This window comes from Legionella sainthelensi (assembly GCF_900637685.1).
GTDB lineage: Bacteria > Pseudomonadota > Gammaproteobacteria > Legionellales > Legionellaceae > Legionella > Legionella sainthelensi.
Genome location: NZ_LR134388.1, coordinates 1,849,707 through 1,869,284, shown reverse-complemented (window position 1 = coordinate 1,869,284; position 19,578 = coordinate 1,849,707). Strand labels below are relative to the sequence as shown.

Here is a 19,578-nt window from a genome sequence, read left to right as displayed (position 1 = left end):
AATTTATTAAATAATGTGAATTCTGAAGCAAAATAGGATTTTAAAGGGTTCCAACATAACATATTAGACAACACTCGCAGGATGATTGACACTATTCATTACCTGAATTAACAATTGTAACCGTGTACGCCCTTGAAAAAAATTAATATCCAATTTATATGCGGCATGAATATATTTTACTCGGTAATTTGGCCACAGTTTGAGATCTATATTAAAAGCAATCGCATCAAACTGCTGCTTACTTTGCGTTTCAATTAAGGTCATTTTTAAATGATTTTTTCCTACTAAACGCTGCTCAAGAACCTCAAAAATATTATCAAAAATAGGCTCAGCAAATTGTTGCCCCCATGGACCAGCCTGCTGTATTAATTGGGCGACCTCAAGAGTCAATTCGTTGGGTTGCAATGGGCCATCAGTGAGTATTTCGCCTTCGCATTGAGATAAATCAACATGCCGCCCCACTTCTAAAACAAATGCCTCACGAAAAGCCCTAAGAGAGTTGGGATGAATGCTTAAACCAGCAGCCATAGCATGCCCCCCAAATTTCTTAATGAGGCCAGGATGATCCTTATCTATTGCAGCGAGTACATCTCTAATATTTAAATCTGAAATAGACCGTGCTGAACCTTTTAATTCATCGTCACTTACTGCAGCAAAAGCAATAACTGGACGGTGATAGCGCTCTTTCATCCGTCCGGCCAAAATACCAATCACTCCTTGATGCCAGGTTTTATCAAAAAGACATAAAGCAATAGGTAAATGAGTACTGTTATAATCAGCATCCAGGGCAAGTTTTTCCAAAACAAGCAGCGCTTGCTCTTTCATTTCGACTTCAATTTGTTTTCTTTCTTCATTGAGTTCATCTAATTGCTGGCAATATTTTCTTGCTTGTTGCTCATCCGTGCTAATTAAGCATTCTATTCCCAAAGCCATATCATCTAATCTTCCAGCAGCATTGAGCCTTGGCGCAATAGCGAACCCTAAATCAGACTCTCTTAATCGTGCATATTCACGCCCCGATACTTCAATTAAGGCTTTAATTCCCACACGACCTAGACCTTGGCGTATTCTTGCCATTCCTTGGTTGACCATAATGCGATTGTTTTGATCAAGTCCAACTACATCAGCAACAGTCCCTAAAGCAACTAAATCCAAAAAACTTGCCATGTTCGGCTCAGCAATATTCATTTTTTGAAACCAATTGGTATTCACCAAATGTCTGCGAAGAGCCAACATGACATAAAAAATAACTCCAACTCCGGCAATGGATTTACTGGGAAATTGGCAACCCGGTTGATTAGGATTCACAATCGCGCAAGCATTAGGAATGCTTTCCGCTGACAAATGATGATCGGTGATTAAAACATCTATGCCTAATTGATTCGCCCTTTCAACCCCATCAAAACTAGCAATGCCATTATCTACAGTAATAATAAGAGCGGGTTTCCACTTGTTAGCCACATCGACGATTTGAGGAGTTAAGCCATAGCCAAACTCAAACCTGTTAGGCACTAAATAATCAATAAACTGGGCACCCATAGCACGTAAAGCAGTAATAGCAAGTGCGGTTGAAGTCGCCCCATCGGCATCAAAATCACCAATAATTATAATACGCTGCTGTTCGCGTAAAGCGGTTTCTAATCGCAAACATGCAGCATCAATTCCCTTTAACGTATCAAAAGGTAATAAAGCTTGTAATTGCTTATCCAATTGTGATATTTCGGTTATGCCTCGAGAAGCAAAAATCCTCTTAAGGACTTCAGGCAAATTAGGGATGCTGAGTGAGTGTTTTGGTTGCACACGCTGTTTAATAAGCATGGATAAGTTTTCTCCACAAATGAACAAGCCAACCACCAGAAAATTGGATATATGCCGCATTATTCCAATACCAATGGACTGTCATTTTTTTTAGTTCTTCTTGATGCAGTTCACTGAGCATAGAATACTCGGTGAGCAATAAAATTTTATAGTCCTTAAGTGCTAACGAAGGGTGATACAAACTCACGTTTGCCCCACAAATTTTTGCCCATGGTAAAAATTGTTCATCAGCACAAATAGCAATCGTTTTTTTATCCTTAAGTTGAGCATTTCCCCAAACCCATAATCCATTAATTAAAGAATGATTAGGTCTAGACGCAAAAAGCATTTGGCATTCAGTTAAAAACTTTTGCCAATACATTGTAGTATCTAATTGTGCTAATTCAGGCATCAATGATTGATTCAATAGATGCTGCACTGGCTTAGAGCGCAATAAATGCTTTTTATCATTATAAAACAACCATGTTTCTGGATTATGATAATGAAGAAGTTTACCTTCCTCAGCAAGATATTGCGACAATAATTCGAACCATAATTTAGCATCGCTCTCTTGAATGTGTAGATCTTTACCACAACCCGTAATCATGGCGTCATTATGGGTTGCTATCCAATGAACGGGACTCAAAACAAGCCACTCACCTTCTAGGTGATGGTACTGTCTTAACAGATCAGCAAAAGGAGGATCAGATGGATCATAATCAAGGCACCGTAAAAAATTAAGTAGTGCATTTCCTTCTGACGTTAATAATGTCGCACGCTCTGGAATAACATTACATTCAGAATCAATCACTACATACATACTTTTGGGGCCTTAGTCAGTCCATCTTTTTTAAATAATGCTTTTATATTTCTTAATGCTTGACGCATACGATCTTTATTTTCTATGAGCCCAAAACGAACATAACCATCTCCTTGTTGACCAAATCCTATTCCAGGTGATACAGCAACATGTGCTTCTTGCAATAAGTACTTACTAAACTCAAGTGAACCCATGTGCTTATAATGTGAAGGAATAGGTGCCCAAACAAACATAGTGGCTTTAGGACGCTCTACTGTCCAGCCCAGTTCATTTAAACCATCACAAAGAATATTACGACGTTTCTCGTAAAGATCTCTAATCTCTCGCACACATTCGTCAGAACCTTCTAATGCGGCAATTGCGGCAACTTGGATTGGTGTAAACGTGCCATAATCTAAATAAGATTTAATTCGAGTAAGTGCTGCAACAAGCTCTTCATTGCCACAAGCAAAGCCGACACGCCAACCTGGCATATTATAAGATTTAGACATTGAATAGGTTTCAATTGCGATATCGGCAGCACCAGGAACTTGTAATATTGAAGGTGCTTTGTAGCCATCAAATACAATATCCGCATAAGCTAAATCATGAATCACCCAAATTTCATGCTTTTTTGCTAAATCGACTATTTGCTCAAAAAAAGCATAATCAACACAATGAGTGCTTGGATTAGCAGGAAAATTAATCACCAAAGCTTTAGGCTTAGGTAAACTTCTATTGATTGTGTCTTCCACAGATGCTAAAAATTGTGTTTCGTTTATGAGTGGAATTTGTTTTACATTGGCCCCTGCAATAATAAATCCATAAGTATGAATAGGGTATGCTGGATCAGGTACTAAAATCGTATCACCAGGGCCACTAATCGCCAATGCTAAATGAGCTAATCCTTCTTTTGAGCCAATAGTTGCCAGTATCTGCGTTTCGCTATTTAAATGTACATTATAATTACGTGCATACCAGGATGCCATTGCTCGCCTTAGTCGCGGAATTCCTTTAGACATTGAGTATCGGTGAGTATCTGGCCGTTGCACTGCTTCAATCAATTTATTCACTATATGGGGAGGTGTTGGTTGATCAGGGTTTCCCATTCCAAAATCAATGATATCCTCTCCACGCGCTCGTGCTTCTGTTTTTAATTGCGTTAATGTGTTAAAAACATAGGGCGGTAAGCGGTTAATTCGTGGAAATTGATTCATAATATCTACCTCTGTAGTATACTCACAGCTACTGTAACTCAATCAACCTTCCAAAACCATGAATATCAATTTAGAAGAATCAGAACTACATGCAGTGCAAGCTTATAGTAATAACAAAATTCAGATTAATTCCATTATTTACGAGAAAAGTTTCATTGTTTCTAAAACAGAAATCATCAGTGAGCTATCCATTAAAAATATCCAAGAGCTTGATGAAGTCTACATGAACTTATTAACGCAATTCAAACCGGAAATTATAATCATTGGCCATGAAAATACCGGAAAACTGCCTCCTCTGTCAATTATGAAACAACTTGCTCAACAACGAATTGGGCTTGAATCGATGTCAATCGGTGCAGCCTGTCGCACTTACAATGTTTTATTAAGCGAACACAGGGCTGTTGTAGCAAGCTTTATTTTTTGAATACGGCCTTGAGGAAGTTATTCGAAACACGGTTTACTGAGTGACTAATGCCCCTATAACCATTCTGCGAAATCGATAGTCGTTTTTTTTCCAACCTTCTCATAATTTTTTTCAATCCAAAGACTGGCTTCCTGTCTTCCTAGGTCCCTCATAGCCACTAAAAACTCCCAATCCGGGGTATAAACAGTTGATAAGGGAAAATCACGCAAGTCTTCATCAGCACGAATACAATGCATAAATATCTTTTTATAGCCCTTTTCGTATTCTTTTTTCAATTGTCCTTGAGTGATCAAACTGCTCACAAAAGCCACGGCTCGCATTTCACGCATTAAAGAAGAATTAAAAGACACTTCTCTTACCCGAGAATCAATTTCTGCTGGAGTTTTTGGAATATTGTTACGGACGATTGGGACTGTATGAAAAATCAAAATATCTCTACAGCTTGTTTGGTATATTAAGGGGAAAATAGCTGGGTTACCGAGATAACCCCCATCCCAATAAAACTCTCCATTGACTTCAATTGATTGATATAATTGGGGTAAACACGCGGAAGCTAAAAGAGTATCTATAGATAACTCGTTATTATCAAAAATACGTATTTTACCGGTTTGAACGTTAGTAGCGCATATAAAAAGCTTAATAGCACTTTTATTTTTGATTTGCTCTACATCAATTATCTTTTCTAAAACATTTCGAATAGGATGAAAATTAAAAGGATTAAATTGATAAGGAGAAAAAAGACTCGCTATTGAATTAAATAAATAAAAATTAAGAGGTGCCTTTAAAAAAGGTTCTATAAAGTAATCAAAAGGAGTTTTTGCTGTGATACCAAACACTTTCCCATAATCACTCATCGCATGCCAAAAATCATACAATGATTGCCTGGCCCCCTCTTCCCTTCCCTGCAAAAAACCATATGCAAGGACAGCTGCATTCATGCTGCCCGCGCTTGTTGCTGAAATACCTTCTATTGTAAACAATTTTGATTCAAGAAATTTATCCAATAAACCCCAAGTAAAAGCGCCATGAGCACCGCCGCCTTGAAGAGCAAGATTTATTTTTTTTCTTTTAGGCATTTCAATCTCCCTATCAATAGCATAAATCTCTCTCTGTCCTAAAGTTCATGCATGCTATCGAATCATTATCTCGGACTATTCGGCCAAGAAATACTGCCATTGACTTAAGGAATCTACTTTTAATTCTACGTCCCAAGACATGTTAGCACGATCCGGAATCCCTTAGTATAATTGAATCTCTCGGACACACTCGGGACATCAATTAAGGGCATCAAGTCAATGCAGTGAACAACATTCTCTCCGCTTCGTTCTATAATCTAACTCAAGTAATCCTCTACTACAGTACCATAAGGTAACGTTAAATCCGTAATAAAATGGACTACTGATACAATTTTTTTAACAGGTAACTCTGCAATAGGAGCCAATGCATGAGGATGGAGTTCCAAACTACCTGGACCAGTCCAGGCACCCTTGACCGTTACATCCTCTAAATAGGTTCGGGTCAATTGATTCACTTGAGGAGTGCCATCAACACCTGGTATATTTTTTAAAAGAAAGGTAGGTTTTTTCAATGAATCCAATACAGTATTTTGATCGATTTCATGATGTTTGTATCCCATAGTTGCTGTAGCAATACGCAAACTACCATAATCTAACAAACCAATAAGCACATCCTCTTCGACAAATAATTTAGGTTTCGCTAGTTTTTTAGGAAAGCCCCAAATTTCTCGACCTCCTGCAATAGGTGCATGACAATCAAGAAACATAGAGATAGTAAAGCCCCCTTCCTCTCCTTTATAGCGGACGGGAATCACTTGCCCCGATTCTGTGTAGTCCCCAAAGCCAGTCGAATCAGGCATCCTGATAAATTCAAACTTAACAAAAGGTTCAAGTAGCTCTAGACCGGGGGGCAGAATATCCTCAAGCAATTCAGGAAAAGTTTCATAGGTAATAATAAAAAACTCGCGGTTAATAAACCGGTAAGGCCCTGCAGGATACGTTCTGATCCAACGTGGCGCAGGCATAGTAAACTCATTGACCATCTTTGACTTTTTCATTGATTTTCTTCCTTTAACGTTTTTTCCCTAACCAAAGTATAATGCTATCTGAGATATTTTATATTTTTAATTCAACTATTTGTTGTTATCAGGGTTACAACTTATCTGCGACACTAAAAAAATTCAAGACAGAATAAACACCTTAACAGACGAACAAGCCGTGGTATTCATCCGTTTCATACCTCAACCCATCATTACCGTGCTATAAATATTTCGTAGTGAAACTCTAAAATCTGATAAACAAACGTAAGAAAAACTTAATGTTATTCATCATACAATGTACCTAAAGACGTTTCAAATTTAGGTTTATTCACATGTTAAAAATCAAAGAAGTCATCTTTTCCAGTAAAACGTCCGGGGAAACTGATTTATCCCTTCATAGGATTACAAATGGAAATCGACCACTTATTATAGATTCAGGGCAATATGATCCTCATCGAGCTAATAGAATGTTAAGCTATATATCAAACTTGATGCAATCGACAGAAATAGAACATTCAAAAAATGTACGAGAAAATAAAGCATTGGGGGATAACAGCGAATTAATTACGCGTGTATCCCTGGATGAATTTAGTTTTTATACTAAAGATAGGCCGCTAACTCTAGAGGAGTATAAGTACCTCATTAGCGAAGTTCATAAACTTGCAAAAAACTTACCCTCAAATATCCATTTTCAGCTGGCCACATTTCCTGTCTACTGGCCTAATGGTGTAGTACAAAATTGTAGTTTGTATGTCCAATCCCCCAAACAAGCTGGTCAAGAACCATTAATTCACCATATGTCAAAAACGAACTCTTCTCACATCGATTTTCAATACGGTTATATGAATAAAGGAATACCATGTCCAATTCCGCTAGCAGGTGATCGACAAGATCTTGATAAAAGGTGCGAACCAGGCCAGGACTGCGATCCCAATTTTCTTTTGCAAGGTACCGGGGTAGCGCTTTATGATATCAATCAGTATAAAAATGCGCTTCGAATCACCTCGGCTAATGGACAAATGGCTCTTCAAGTCGTCGATATATGTCTAGATCATGCTTATGGCATAGGAAAACAACACTTAAGCAGCTTAATTTCTCAATTGGGACAACATCAAGAGCATGTTCCTGTTATTGCGAATCACGTAATTAGCTCTAAATCAATTGAGCAGGTTGATGCTCATGCGGCTGCGACAGTAACCCATGCCGATGTTTTAAAAGGAAAAGTTGGGAAACTCAAACCAATTGTTGCGAAACAAGCGGTTGCAATTGGGGTTGGGGGATTTGGGGCAAACGTTCAATACAATATATATCAATCTAAAGCAGTTGGTTTTTTATCGGGAAATGACTTTGATCAGGCGATACAATATAATTTCCAAGGCCGACCTGTAAATGTAAATCTACTTTACGGCGGTACAACCATGTTGCACGAAATTGTTACAAGTATAAGTTCTAATACTGATTTGAAAAGAACTATTGAGCGTATTCAAACGTTACAAAAGTATGGCCTATCAATTGATATTCGTAACGATCAAGGATTTACCGTACGAGAAATAATTTGTAGACAAACGTCCAATGCGCTCAATCTAAAAGACGATACCCTTGCGCTTATAAATTTGCAAATGGCCAATCAGCTTGGTATCACTCAAGCGGAAATCATCGCCTACAGTACAAAACCATCCTCTCTCGTTCGCCCCAAAAAAGAAGGAGAAAATAAACCATACGCGCAACATACTACATCAATGGTTGCAAAACCAACTGAACCAGTCACACCAGCCGCCGTAGCAAAATCTCATTCTCAAGATCAAGAGCTAGCACGAGCAATCTACCTCGCATGTGACAACGCGGGAATAACCTCTGCAGAGAGGCGAGAGATACTTTATTCAAAGCATTTCTCACAAGAATTTCAAAATATCGTTACCCAATTTATCACCTATGATCTATCAAAAGATAATAAACATGTAATAGATGGTGCACGAAAATTAATTAAGGAACTCACAGAAAATGGGGTTCGACGAGGTGAAAATCCAGCCATTAGGAAAAATATGATTCAAGTGCTTCAAACATGTATTGATGAATTTGAAGCTAAAGCCACAAACGCTATAATCAACAAACTCCATGAGAACAATGGGGCTGATGTACATGCTATTTTAAATATTTTATGCAACCATCCCCAAATTATGAGTAAAATTTACCCACACCCATATATTGCTACGCCACTTAACGTTTCTACCCAACTCACCCTGGCAGAACAAACTATTATATTTCTTCTAACGCATCATCGACAAAATTTCTCCATGCTAAGTAAAGGAATACAAATAACGCTAGAGATGCTCGATAAAATAGTAAGCATATACCCAGAGAGCACTAAAAATACGATTAAAATTTTATTATTGGAAGAGATGATTAATCAAGAAAAAGCAGCACTACAACCAACGAGTAAGGTTAATGCAGATAACAGTCAAGCGTTCGATAAATTCATTTCTAAAACAATTATAGAATATAAAATAAAAAATAAGGTTGAGCTTCTACATGCAAAACAAACCATAGAAAACCAATTATTTGACTATTACTTGGGGAGAATAAAAGCAGATCAGCTTTCAGAGATAAATGGATTACGACAAAAGTTTATCGATGGTACTTTTCCCAAACAAGCAATTCTTGAAGCGTTCAAAGATACCCCTGATTTCCAAAGAAAAATAATAAGACATGAACTGATATTACAGACAGAAAAGGATATAGCTGCATTAAGATTGGAGCTAGCGTTTAAGGAACGACTGAAGGAAGCTCAGGGCAAAGAAATGCCTAAACAGGAGGATAAAATTATCCGACCAAGGTAAACCACGTGCTTTGAGAAACAAAATGATAGAGCCTTCTCTTGCTGCAAAAAAAGCCTAAGGATTAAGAACAGTACTTTTCTGAAGTACAAGTTAATCAAATTTGATTTACAAAATAACGCCATTTAGAATTAAAATTATTAGGTACATCAACATCAATGGAGTGAAAATCCATGAATAAGCGTAAGCTACAAAATACTGCTGTGATTACAGCAGCTGTGAGCGCTTCACTTCTTTCTATCTACACAAATACTGACTGGTTTTCTGCAGAACATGGGCATGTAGAACTTGAAAGATGCTATGAAATAGTACGTGCAGGTAAAAATGATTGTGCAACCTCGAAACATTCTTGCGCATCACAAGCAATAAAAAATAATGACCCAGAAGAATTTATCATGTTGCCTAAAGGGTTGTGTGAGCGAATCCTTGGAGGTAAAAGTGCTTAAATATGATCAGTTACCGGCCCGTGTTAAAAATGAGATACAAGCACAACAGTATCAAAGCGAGTTACTGGTAGGAGGAGTACAGTTGGGTGTAGTAGTACTGTTGGTGATTATTAACTGCTTCACTCCTGTAGGATATACCCCAAATGCGCCCGTACATTCCGCTTCATTAGGTTTATCACTATTTGCTATTTTAATAGTAACCAGATTATGGTTTGCCTACACAGATCAATTAACACATTTAGTGCTTGGATTATCAATAATCATAGAAATGTTATTATTGCTATTTGTTATCTGGACCTATTATTTACAATATCAAACCTCCCCAACAATTAATTTAAAAAATACCCATATTAATTATGTTTACATTTTAATTGCTCTACGTGCTCTACGCTTTGAGCCAGAATGGGTACTACTGTCTGGTTTAACCGCAGTGATTGGCTGGAGCGTTATTGTTTGGCAAACTTTAGCGAGCACAGGGATGAACGTGATTACTTGGGATTATGTTACCTATGCCTCTACACGAAGTGTCTATTTAGGGTCTGTCTTTGACATACTTTTATCCATTCTGTTAGTTACTATTATCCTATTTTTAGTGCTCGATCGTGCTAAAAAAACATTATTCCAGGCAGTAGAGCAAACTAGTGCAGCAAAAGATTTAGCACGTTTTTTTGATACGGGCGTTGTCAAAAAAATAACCTGCTCTGATTCTTTATTGCAAGCCGGTTACGGCGAAATCCGGCAAGCTGCGATAATGTTTACGGACATGCGAGGTTTTACTAAAGCATCAAATACCCTATCACCCAGCAGTTTAATTAAGTTGCTCGGAGAATATCAGCGTATTCTTGTGCCCATTATCCAAAAACATAATGGAAGTATTGATAAATTTATGGGCGATGGAATTATGGCAAGCTTTGGTGCAGTCACCCCTTCTCATACTTATGCAGCAGATGCGCTAAAGGCAGCAGATGAGATACTCTCTGTGTTGTCTTCCTGGAATGAAAAAAGACAAAATGAAAAAGAAATTCTTATTGATGTTGGTATAGGGCTTGCAATAGGTGAAATTGTTTTTGGGGTTATAGGAAACGCTGATAGGCTTGAATATACTGTAATTGGAGAAACAGCAAATTTGGCCGCAAAATTGGAAAAACATAATAAAATAGAACATTCAAAAGGATTAACCACGGCATTTTCTTTAATAGAGGCTTTAAAGCAAGGCTATAAAAAAGGAGAAGACATCGTTGAACTTAAAGCAAGAATTGTAGCTGGGGTGAATCAACCTATGGACTTAGTGGTTCTTGGAAAGTAGGCATTTAATAGGTGTTAGAAGTACACTTAATTTTCCACAGCAAGTGATTTTCTCGAATAAATTGCAACGCTGTATGTAAATTAAAATCTGGATTTGTTTCGCAAACAGCTTCATAAGCATGAATTAATGAAAGACAATTTTGGAGGGACATAAAAAATCGAAACATGTCTTGAGAGATCCAGTGAATAATCACACGATGATATTGTCTCGAAATAATTATATAGCACTCGACTGACTGTAAGTTGATCTTTTGTTTTTCATCCGGCCTCTCAATCAATTCCACAATTTCTTTTAATGAATAAGGTGATGAAAATAAGTACACGGAGGGATTAAAAATCAAGTACATTTTTTCTGCAAATTCCAACTCTTTTGACCATTTTAAACAGTTAATGCGTTTAAAGTGTGGCGCACGATAACTCATATGCTTCAACCAGTCCAATTTTGCTATATCAGGCAAATAAACAAGATGCTTAATTGGCTCAACGCTTTGTAAAAAATGAGGAAAATTTGCTCCCCAATCATCCAGACAGTTAGTTAAAGGTAGGTTTTTTTCTTCTCGACAAAAAATAGCCGCTAAATTATTTGCACATTCTTTCCCAACTAATTTCCAAACAGCAGGAAAGGTTATTTCTAAAGCACGAGATAGATTTTGAAGAATATTATTTCTGTATATGTTGAATCGAAACTCAGGAGCTATTGTACTCTCACGAATGTTTTTCATAAATTCAATCTCATTTGGATTGAATATTGCTTTTGCAAAATCATTCTGTATTTGTTTCATCGTTGACATAATTGGCTGACTTTTTTGCTTCATTCAATAAAATCTCCAAAGCGGGTATCTCCCTATCCCATTCCATCAAAGTCGGAACCACACCAATATTACTTATAACATAACGATATAAATCCCAGACCTCTTGGCAAACATAATTATCATGTGTATCTAAAAGCACATGATTACTATCCTGTATATATACTGAATGCCCTGCCACATGAATTTCTTTTATCGCCTTTTTTGGAAGAGATTGAATGTATTCATAAGGTTCCCAATTATGATTAAAACAAGAAACATAAAGGTTATTTACATCCAATAAAATGTGCACACCTGTACGTTTCGCTAATTCAGCTAAAAACTCAGCCTCTGAATAGCACGAGGTTTGGTACTCAAAGTAAGAGGAAGGGTTTTCAATTAACAAAGTTCTTTGTAAATAGTTTTGAGCTGCGTCAATATTGTTAACAACAGCCATTAAGTTTTCTTCATTATAAGGAACAGGTAGTAAATCAGGAAGATAAAATCGTCCAGTATTACTCCATGTTAAATGATCCGAAACCAAAACAGGCTCAAATTGATTGATTAGTTTTTTAATTCTCTTTAAATGATTCTTGCAGACACTCTGCGCAGATCCCAGAGACAAACCAACTCCATGAAAACTTATGGGGTAGAGCTCACGAATGGAGAATAGAATATCATGCAGTGGCCCACCATCAATCATAAAGTTTTCTGTATGAACCTCAAACCAGTCTATTTTAGGTTTTTCCTTAAGAACCTGATGATAGTGAGGCTCTCTTAAACCAATACCTATTTGATCACCACGTATGCGCATTATTTTTAAAATTGAGTTTCTTGATTAATTAGGATAACCGTTCTATATTTCCATTACTATAATTTATATTTTAAACAAAGAGTTATAAGCTAATCACTTATACAAATATATTTACAACATCCAAACAAATAACATGATTAAAAAGGAAATAGTATCATGAGCATTAAAACTACTATAGCGAAGTCTTTTCTGTCTGCAGGATTAGCTTGGTTCTTACCAATTGCAGCGAATGCAACGGTACCTCAATGGGAAATCGTCCCTGATGAAAGTCAATTAACCTTCACGGCTACTCAAAACGGAGCGCCAGTAACAGGTCAATTTAAAACCTTTAGTGGTACTATTTTAGTCGATCCTAACGACTTAAAACACAGCAGTATAGACATTATTGTTGATATTAACTCAATAAGTGCTTCTTATTCTGAACTAAAGAGTACTTTGCTGACTCCAGATTGGTTTAATCCCAAAGTTTTTCCGAAAGCTGAATTTAAATCAAGTCAAATCGAAAAAACTGGAGATAATACATATAAGGCCGTAGGTACGCTTACTATCCGTGATAAAACTGAGCCAGTAACTTTAAATTTCACAGGGGATCAATCCGACCCAAATAAGGGAATTGTTACAGGAAATACGGTCATTAAAAGAACTCAATTTGGTGTTGGCCAAGGAGACTGGTCAAAAACCAATGAAATCAAAGATGAAGTAACAGTCAACTTTAAAGTAGTCGGTGTTAAAAAATAAAATGGTATGTGGTCATTCTCAGCGCACTATTATTGCATCATATTAATTGCAAGTTGGGCCCTAACCCAACACAATAAAGTGAAAGCAATATATTGCGCTCCCTCTTTAATTTCTATTTTATAATTGTCTTCGTGCTTCCAAAATATTAGGTATTTGTTCAAGTTTTGTTAATAACCGAGATAAACTACTTAGACCATCTACATCAACAGTGAGAGTGATATAAGCCATGTTTTCTTGTTTATTGCTTTGAGTCTGCAATGCATAAACGTGAGCTTTTTCATTTGCTAATAAGGAAGTAATGTCTTTAAGCAATTCAGAACGATCAAAAGCTTTAATAAGAATATCCACTACATAATTCTCACGAGTAGCACTTCCCCAACTTACTTGTAAGAAACGCTGTTTTTGTCGCTCGCTGGCATGAATAATATTAGGACAATCTTGTCGATGCACTGATACCCCCCGTCCTATAGTAATATATCCCACTACCGCATCGCCTGGAACAGGTTGGCAGCATCGTGCCATAAAGGTTAACAAATTACCTACACCCTCAATGCGTAAATCGCTTCCAGTGACTTCGGGTTTTGAGTGTGGTTTGACAAATCGCTCTAAATTAAGTTCAGATGGCGTAGGAGGCGTAATTTTGCTAATAATTTGCCCTATTTTAATATCGCCACGACCTAAGTTTGCGTAAAGATCATCCAGTTTTTTGAAATGCAACATCGGAACAACTTCATTTAATTTATCCGATTTTATTCCTAAAGATTTTAACTCTTTATCTAATAGCTCACGTCCCTCTTGAACATTCCGGTCGTAATCTTGCATTTTAAACCAATGTAACACTTTGGCTTTTGCTCTAGAGGTTTTTAAATAATTTAAGTGGGGATTAATCCAATCACGGGAGGGTTTAATTTGTTTTCCAGTTAACACCTCTACTCGATCACCTGTTTTCAATTGATATGTTAAGGGTACTATATGACCATTGATTCGTGCACCACGACATCGATGTCCTAAATCACTGTGCACATGATAAGCGAAGTCCAAAGGAGTAACACCATGAGGTAAATCAAGAACATCTCCGTCAGGGGTAAAAACGTACACCCTATCCTCAAGAAATTCAGTAGTACTGCTTTCAGGAACCCCTTTATTACTTGCCATTTCACGATGCCAAGCCAATACATCGCGCAGCCATTCAATTTTACGTTCATGACTTTCTTTGGGCTTACCGCCACCCTCTTTATATTTCCAGTGCGCAGCTACACCCATTTCTGCTAAATCATGCATAAGGAACGTTCTGATTTGGACTTCGAAAACTCTGCCTTCTGGCCCCTGAACCGCTGTATGTAATGATTGATACCCATTAGGTTTAGGATTAGTGATGTAATCATCAAACTCTGCAGAAATTTGCTTCCAAAGTGTATGCACCATACCTAATACTTCATAACATTGAGGTTTGGTGTCAACAAGCACACGTACCGCTGTAGCATCATAAATTTCATCTAGAGATACATTCTTGCGTGTCATTTTTTTGTAAATGCTATGAATATGTTTCGAGCGACCATAAACTGCAAAATGATCTATTCCACTTGCTTTGATCTGTTCATTCAACTGAGCAACAATAGCATCAACAAAGCTATCTCGTTCCAGCCGTTTTGCTTTCAGACCTTTTGCAATCGCCTTATAATCGTCCGGATGTAAATAACGAAACGCAAGATCCTCCATTTCCCATTTAATTGCTCCTATTCCAAGCCGATTGGCCAAAGGAGCATAGATTTCCATTGCCTCAGTAGCTAATTGTTTACGTAATTCTTCAGATAAATGCGAGGCTGTTCTCAATACACATAAACGCTCAGCAAGTTTAATCAACACCGCTCGAACATCATCAACCATTGCTAATAACATTTTACGGATGTTATCAATTTGTTGTTTATTTTGTGGATATTTGTTCAAAGCTTGGAAACTGTGCATAGCACTCATACGTTCTATGCCTTTTACCAACTTTGCAATATTAGGTCCTAATTGCTCAGCAACATCATCAACTGATAAATCCGCATAGTGTACGTTTTCAAAAATAATGGCCGCCGCAAGTGTCTCTTGATCCACCTCAAGATCTGCAAGCAGATCAGCCATAGAGAGGCCTTGTTGCAAACAAGATTGGCCCGTTTCTGTTGCATGTTCTTGTCCGGCTAATTGACTTAATGTACATGCAGCACGAATGAGCTCAAGACTATCCAAATAGCCTTTTGCACCTAACTGATGAAGCCATAAACCTACATCAATGCTACCATCGGCACATAATGGAATAGTATCCTTTACTCTAACCATAAATTTTACCCTTTCTCAAACATCGCAATTGATTCAACATGAGCTGTATGAGGAAACATATCCATTACTCCTGCTTTTATCAATACATAACCTTTTTGATTTATTAAAATATCTGTATCTCGTGCCAATGTAATAGGATTGCATGATACGTAAACGATACGCTCTGGATTGAGCAGATCTATTTGTTTCACAATTTCAAGTGCCCCAGATCGAGGAGGATCAATCAATACTTTATTACATGACTGCTGCACTAACTTCTTTACTTCATTGATATCATCTAAATTAGCAGCATAAAAATCCACATTTGAAAGATTATTTATTTTGGCATTCATAAATGCTCTTTCAACCATAGTTTTACTACCTTCTACGCCAAGCACTTTGGAGCAAAATTTAGCCATTGGAAGTGAAAAATTACCCAACCCACAGAATAAGTCTAGCACTATATCCGTACTTTTTAATTCCATTAGTTCTGATGCAAGAGCTACCATAGAACGATTTAACGTTGAATTAATTTGCGTGAAATCAGTTGGATGAAATAAGAATGAAATTTGAAAGTCCGGTAAGTGATAACTTAAATATTCATTAGAATTAGGAGGATAAAAGCAATAAACGCTATCTGGACCGCTAGGTTGGAGATAAATTTTATAATGATATTCTTCAGCAAATTTTTTAATTTTAATCTCATCTTCAGCAGTTAATGGCGTCAAGTTTCGAAAAATAAGAGCAACTTCATCATCTCCTGCTGCAACTTCAATTTGTGCAATGCAATATTTATCGCCCATAGAATCTAACAAGTGCCTTAAAGACAAAATGTCTGCATCAAGTTTTGCATTTAAAACAGGGCACTGAGTAATTTCAGTAATATACCTGGGGTTATTACGTTCTCTAAACCCAATCATTGTGGCCTGCTTTTTTTCTACATAACGCACACTGAGTCTTGCTTTATTTCTATAATTCCAATAACTAGCAACTAAAGGTGATAAAACGGTTTGTGGCCTAGTATGACCATATCGTGATAATAAATCCAACAATTGATCTTGTTTGAAATGGATTTGTTCCTCTTGATTCAGATGCTGTAACGAGCAACCGCCACACATTGCATAGTGAGGGCATCTAGGGGTAACACGAAGAGATGATGGCTCAAGAATTTTTAGTAGGAAACCGTCATCAAAATCTTTTTTTATCCTCGTGTACTGGAACTCAACTAATTCATTAGGCAATGCCCCTTGAATAAAAGTCGCTTTACCATCAATACGTGCAATTCCCTTTCCATCATGGCTTAAATTATCAATTCGAGCAGTTTGCACAACTGGATTTGTTTTGGACTTTGCTCTTCTCATCAAAATAATCTCTTTAATAAAACTTTTAACTTCTTGAAAAAAGTATCTAAAAAAGCAGACCGATGTTTATAGCAAGTACAGATGAAACTGCTATTTACTTGATCATGATCGTTACTAGATAGATCGCTTTTTCAAAATATAACAGGTTATCATAGGCATCGACTATTTGTCATGATAATTTGCCATAACAAAATTCACAATGCATAACATCATGACAATCTTCTTTAGAGTCAATCCATTAGCCTTATCTACCATAAATTAAGTTATAAAACTCACCCAAAGAGGGGTTATCTAACAATTTTTATTTGGTTAAACTTGTATCATTCTAGGAATGGGCTTATTTATCAACTAATTCACTGGTCTATTCACAGTGTTATCCACAGTTTTTGTGGATAACATCTAAATAATATCGCTATGCTAAAATATGAAAAATTCAATATAAACAAGATGATTTGGGGTTATTATTTGCAATAATGAATATATTGAAAATGATGGAGATTTAAAAGTTATCCACAGGAACGTGTAAAGTGAACTGCTTTTGTGGGCTGGGTATTTTATATAAAGTAAATATAAAAAAATAGTCTTGACATCATTTTTTTATATTTTTTTGGTATGAGACAGCACTTCTATAAATGCAACATCTTTTTCAGCAAAATCGCATCTTCAACATTATTATTGTCTGTATAATATGCTGGCTTTATTTCAGCCTGTTCAAATCCCATACTTTGATAAAGACTCAAAGCAATTTTATTGCTAGGTCGTACCTCAAGAACTACATATTCAATATGGGATAATTGGATCAATGAATTAAGTACATTTTGTAGAAACTTGCGTCCATATCCTTGCGATTGAAAAGACTTTGCAATACAAAAATTTAAAATATGAGAACAATTATTACTGATCCTGGAAATTAGATAGCCAACAATAACCGGGTTATCAGCAACATGTGTTTCAAATACACGACAATCGTAGCCTACACGCACACAATCTCTTAAGATATCTCGACTCCAAGGGGCAATATGGACATTTTTTTCAATTGCATAAACAGCATCTATATCTGATTCAGTCATGCTACGAATATTAAATGCCATCCCCTGTTCCTCCTAAGAAAATAAATTGCTCGCCTGGGTGAAACATTTTCAACCAAGCGGTGCAAAATGAGAAAGTTTCTAAGACGCGCCATCCGTATTTTTTTTCTTTTTGGGCAAATAAAGATCTGTAATTGTTCCTTCAAATGCCTCCGCTGCTTGAGCAACAGTTTCAGAAAGTGTTGGATGAGGGTGGATAGTTAAAGCAATGTCCTCAACGTCACAACACATTTCAATGGCTAAAGAGGTTTCAGCAATCAAATCTCCTGCATTAATACCAACAATTCCAGCCCCTAATATTCGTTTCGTATCAGGACAAAATAGTAACTTTGTCATGCCCTCTTCGCGCCCCATACTCAGTGCTCGACCACTGGCTGCCCAGGGAAAAGTAGCTTTTTCATAACGAATATTTTTTTCTTTAGCTTCCTTTTCAGTAAGTCCAGTCCATGCAAGCTCAGGATCCGTGTACGCAACGCTAGCAATACACTTAGGATCAAAGTAATGTTTTTTACCTGCAATAACTTCTGCGGCAATTTTTCCTTCTGGAATGGCCTTATGTGCTAACATCGGCTGACCTACGACATCACCTATAGCGAAAATATGCGAAACATTGGTTCTTTGTTGATTATCTACGTTGATAAATCCTCGTTCATCAACTTTAATTCCTGCTTTTTCTGCATCAATTGCCCCACCATTAGGTTTTCTGCCTACTGATACAAGAACTTGTTGGAAACAAAGTGGCTTATCTGTTGCATGCTGACCTTCCATAGAAACATAAATACCGTCTTTTTTTGCCTCTACCGCAGTTACTTTTGTTTTTAAAAGGAACTTAACACCCTTTTTTTGCATTCGCTTTTGTAGAACACTGACTAAATCAGCATCAGCCCCAGGAATAAGTTGATCCATAAATTCAACTACAGTCACGTCAACTCCTAAAGAGGAATAAACTGTAGCCATTTCTAAACCAATGATACCCCCACCTAACACCAATAAACTACCTTTAATATCTGCAAGTTCTAATGCTCCAGTGGAACTAAAGATTCGTTTGTCTTCGGGAATAAATGGCAAGTTGATGGATTCAGAACCAACAGCAATAATCGCATTTTCGAATTCGACGTCAACAGCTCCATCCTTGGTGCTAACCGTCACTTGATGAGTACCCGAAAATTTACCAACTCCAGTGATGACTTCCACTTTGCGTTGTTTTGATAACGCTTTTAAGCCGCCTGTCAATTTAGAAACTACTGAGTTCTTCCAAGCAACAATTTTTTTATTATCAAGCTTAGGCTTGCCAAAACTAACACCCTGCTCAGACATTTCATGAGCCTCTTCGACAACCTTAGCTATATGTAGTAAGGCCTTAGAGGGAATACAACCAACATTTAAACAGACACCACCAAGCGACTCATAACGCTCTACCAACACTACTTTTTTTCCTAAATCTGCAGCTCTGAATGCTGCCGTATATCCACCAGGACCACTTCCTAATACGATCACATCTGTTTTTATTTGATTAGCCATTACAAGCCTCTTAAATTAGATATTATTAAAATCATTCACACTTTATCATTAAGGATATTTCTGCTTGTTAATTACAGATTTCCCCCGAA

The 19,578-nt window shown here is 37.0% G+C and carries 16 protein-coding genes; 5 read left to right on the top strand and 11 right to left on the bottom strand.

Annotated elements, in window-relative coordinates; genetic code table 11:
- Positions 1-63: 63 nt before the first annotated feature.
- Genes recJ through alaC form a run of 3 tightly spaced genes read right to left on the bottom strand, consistent with a single transcriptional unit; the run spans position 64 to position 3,813 of the window.
- Positions 64-1,818 (bottom strand): single-stranded-DNA-specific exonuclease RecJ, encoded by a 1,755-nt coding sequence (gene recJ / locus EL220_RS08240; protein WP_027269954.1) that lies wholly within the window; start codon positions 1,816-1,818, stop codon positions 64-66.
- The gene (locus EL220_RS08235; protein WP_027269953.1) at positions 1,808-2,617 is read right to left on the bottom strand and encodes a hypothetical protein; all 810 of its coding nucleotides are present in this window, start codon (positions 2,615-2,617) and stop codon (positions 1,808-1,810) included. Before EL220_RS08235 ends, recJ begins: the two co-directional genes overlap by 11 nt.
- The gene (gene alaC / locus EL220_RS08230; protein ID WP_027269952.1) at positions 2,608-3,813 is read right to left on the bottom strand and encodes an alanine transaminase; all 1,206 of its coding nucleotides are present in this window, start codon (positions 3,811-3,813) and stop codon (positions 2,608-2,610) included. Before alaC ends, EL220_RS08235 begins: the two co-directional genes overlap by 10 nt.
- A 58-nt stretch (positions 3,814-3,871) precedes the next feature.
- On the opposite strand from alaC, the gene EL220_RS08225 reads away from it, so the two are divergent.
- Complete coding sequence (locus EL220_RS08225) at positions 3,872-4,237, top strand: Mth938-like domain-containing protein (protein ID WP_027269951.1); 366 nt, start codon at positions 3,872-3,874, stop codon at positions 4,235-4,237.
- Positions 4,238-4,290: 53 nt separating this feature from the next.
- Here EL220_RS08225 and EL220_RS08220 read toward each other — a convergent pair whose 3' ends face one another.
- A complete protein-coding gene (locus EL220_RS08220; protein ID WP_027269950.1) occupies positions 4,291-5,313 on the bottom strand; it encodes a patatin-like phospholipase family protein in 1,023 nt (340 codons plus the stop codon).
- A gap of 257 nt (positions 5,314-5,570) precedes the next feature.
- Positions 5,571-6,311 (bottom strand): acetoacetate decarboxylase, encoded by a 741-nt coding sequence (locus tag EL220_RS08215; protein WP_027269949.1) that lies wholly within the window; start codon positions 6,309-6,311, stop codon positions 5,571-5,573.
- 314 nt (positions 6,312-6,625) lie between these two features.
- On the opposite strand from EL220_RS08215, the gene EL220_RS08210 reads away from it, so the two are divergent.
- From EL220_RS08210 to EL220_RS08200, 3 genes are all read left to right on the top strand, one after another.
- Positions 6,626-9,130 carry a hypothetical protein gene (locus tag EL220_RS08210; protein WP_027269948.1) on the top strand — a complete coding sequence of 835 codons (2,505 nt, stop codon included), beginning with the start codon at positions 6,626-6,628 and terminating at the stop codon, positions 9,128-9,130.
- 170 nt (positions 9,131-9,300) lie between these two features.
- Positions 9,301-9,573: a BufA1 family periplasmic bufferin-type metallophore gene (locus EL220_RS08205; RefSeq protein WP_027269947.1), complete on the top strand. Its 273-nt coding sequence runs from the start codon at positions 9,301-9,303 to the stop codon at positions 9,571-9,573.
- On the top strand, positions 9,566-10,879 hold the full coding sequence (locus EL220_RS08200) for an adenylate/guanylate cyclase domain-containing protein (protein ID WP_027269946.1): 1,314 nt from the start codon (positions 9,566-9,568) through the stop codon (positions 10,877-10,879). The genes EL220_RS08205 and EL220_RS08200 overlap by 8 nt, the downstream gene beginning before the upstream one ends.
- Before the next feature lie 4 nt (positions 10,880-10,883).
- On the opposite strand, the gene EL220_RS08195 is transcribed toward EL220_RS08200, so the two are convergent.
- A complete protein-coding gene (locus EL220_RS08195) occupies positions 10,884-11,693 on the bottom strand; it encodes an HvfC/BufC N-terminal domain-containing protein (RefSeq protein ID WP_051544699.1) in 810 nt (269 codons plus the stop codon).
- Entirely contained in the window at positions 11,641-12,480 is an 840-nt protein-coding gene (bufB, locus tag EL220_RS08190; RefSeq protein WP_035905664.1) for an MNIO family bufferin maturase, read from the bottom strand. The genes EL220_RS08195 and bufB overlap by 53 nt, the downstream gene beginning before the upstream one ends.
- 156 nt (positions 12,481-12,636) lie before the next feature.
- On the opposite strand from bufB, the gene EL220_RS08185 reads away from it, so the two are divergent.
- The gene (locus EL220_RS08185) at positions 12,637-13,218 is read left to right on the top strand and encodes a YceI family protein (protein ID WP_035905661.1); all 582 of its coding nucleotides are present in this window, start codon (positions 12,637-12,639) and stop codon (positions 13,216-13,218) included.
- A 117-nt stretch (positions 13,219-13,335) separates the two neighbouring features.
- On the opposite strand, the gene relA is transcribed toward EL220_RS08185, so the two are convergent.
- The 4 genes from relA to lpdA form a co-directional block, all read right to left on the bottom strand.
- Positions 13,336-15,540 carry a GTP diphosphokinase gene (gene relA / locus EL220_RS08180; RefSeq protein WP_027269942.1) on the bottom strand — a complete coding sequence of 735 codons (2,205 nt, stop codon included), beginning with the start codon at positions 15,538-15,540 and terminating at the stop codon, positions 13,336-13,338.
- 5 nt (positions 15,541-15,545) lie between these two features.
- Positions 15,546-16,880, bottom strand: coding sequence for a 23S rRNA (uracil(1939)-C(5))-methyltransferase RlmD (rlmD, locus tag EL220_RS08175; protein WP_027269941.1), 1,335 nt, complete (start codon positions 16,878-16,880; stop codon positions 15,546-15,548).
- A gap of 626 nt (positions 16,881-17,506) precedes the next feature.
- On the bottom strand, positions 17,507-17,971 hold the full coding sequence (gene rimI, locus EL220_RS08170) for a ribosomal protein S18-alanine N-acetyltransferase (RefSeq protein WP_027269940.1): 465 nt from the start codon (positions 17,969-17,971) through the stop codon (positions 17,507-17,509).
- A 78-nt stretch (positions 17,972-18,049) separates the two neighbouring features.
- Positions 18,050-19,489: a dihydrolipoyl dehydrogenase gene (lpdA, locus tag EL220_RS08165; protein WP_027269939.1), complete on the bottom strand. Its 1,440-nt coding sequence runs from the start codon at positions 19,487-19,489 to the stop codon at positions 18,050-18,052.
- Positions 19,490-19,578 lie beyond the last annotated feature (89 nt).

What these genes read in the sequence shown, in the direction of transcription:
- recJ (WP_027269954.1), bottom strand. Translation starts at nt 1,818, where the DNA reads ATGCTTATTAAACAGCGTGTGCAACCAAAACACTCACTCAGCATCCCT.
- EL220_RS08235 (WP_027269953.1), bottom strand. Translation starts at nt 2,617, where the DNA reads ATGTATGTAGTGATTGATTCTGAATGTAATGTTATTCCAGAGCGTGCG.
- alaC (WP_027269952.1), bottom strand. Translation starts at nt 3,813, where the DNA reads ATGAATCAATTTCCACGAATTAACCGCTTACCGCCCTATGTTTTTAAC.
- EL220_RS08225 (WP_027269951.1), top strand. Translation starts at nt 3,872, where the DNA reads ATGAATATCAATTTAGAAGAATCAGAACTACATGCAGTGCAAGCTTAT.
- EL220_RS08220 (WP_027269950.1), bottom strand. Translation starts at nt 5,313, where the DNA reads ATGCCTAAAAGAAAAAAAATAAATCTTGCTCTTCAAGGCGGCGGTGCT.
- EL220_RS08215 (WP_027269949.1), bottom strand. Translation starts at nt 6,311, where the DNA reads ATGAAAAAGTCAAAGATGGTCAATGAGTTTACTATGCCTGCGCCACGT.
- EL220_RS08210 (WP_027269948.1), top strand. Translation starts at nt 6,626, where the DNA reads ATGTTAAAAATCAAAGAAGTCATCTTTTCCAGTAAAACGTCCGGGGAA.
- EL220_RS08205 (WP_027269947.1), top strand. Translation starts at nt 9,301, where the DNA reads ATGAATAAGCGTAAGCTACAAAATACTGCTGTGATTACAGCAGCTGTG.
- EL220_RS08195 (WP_051544699.1), bottom strand. Translation starts at nt 11,693, where the DNA reads ATGAAGCAAAAAAGTCAGCCAATTATGTCAACGATGAAACAAATACAG.
- bufB (WP_035905664.1), bottom strand. Translation starts at nt 12,480, where the DNA reads ATGCGCATACGTGGTGATCAAATAGGTATTGGTTTAAGAGAGCCTCAC.
- EL220_RS08185 (WP_035905661.1), top strand. Translation starts at nt 12,637, where the DNA reads ATGAGCATTAAAACTACTATAGCGAAGTCTTTTCTGTCTGCAGGATTA.
- relA (WP_027269942.1), bottom strand. Translation starts at nt 15,540, where the DNA reads ATGGTTAGAGTAAAGGATACTATTCCATTATGTGCCGATGGTAGCATT.
- rlmD (WP_027269941.1), bottom strand. Translation starts at nt 16,880, where the DNA reads ATGAGAAGAGCAAAGTCCAAAACAAATCCAGTTGTGCAAACTGCTCGA.
- rimI (WP_027269940.1), bottom strand. Translation starts at nt 17,971, where the DNA reads ATGGCATTTAATATTCGTAGCATGACTGAATCAGATATAGATGCTGTT.
- lpdA (WP_027269939.1), bottom strand. Translation starts at nt 19,489, where the DNA reads ATGGCTAATCAAATAAAAACAGATGTGATCGTATTAGGAAGTGGTCCT.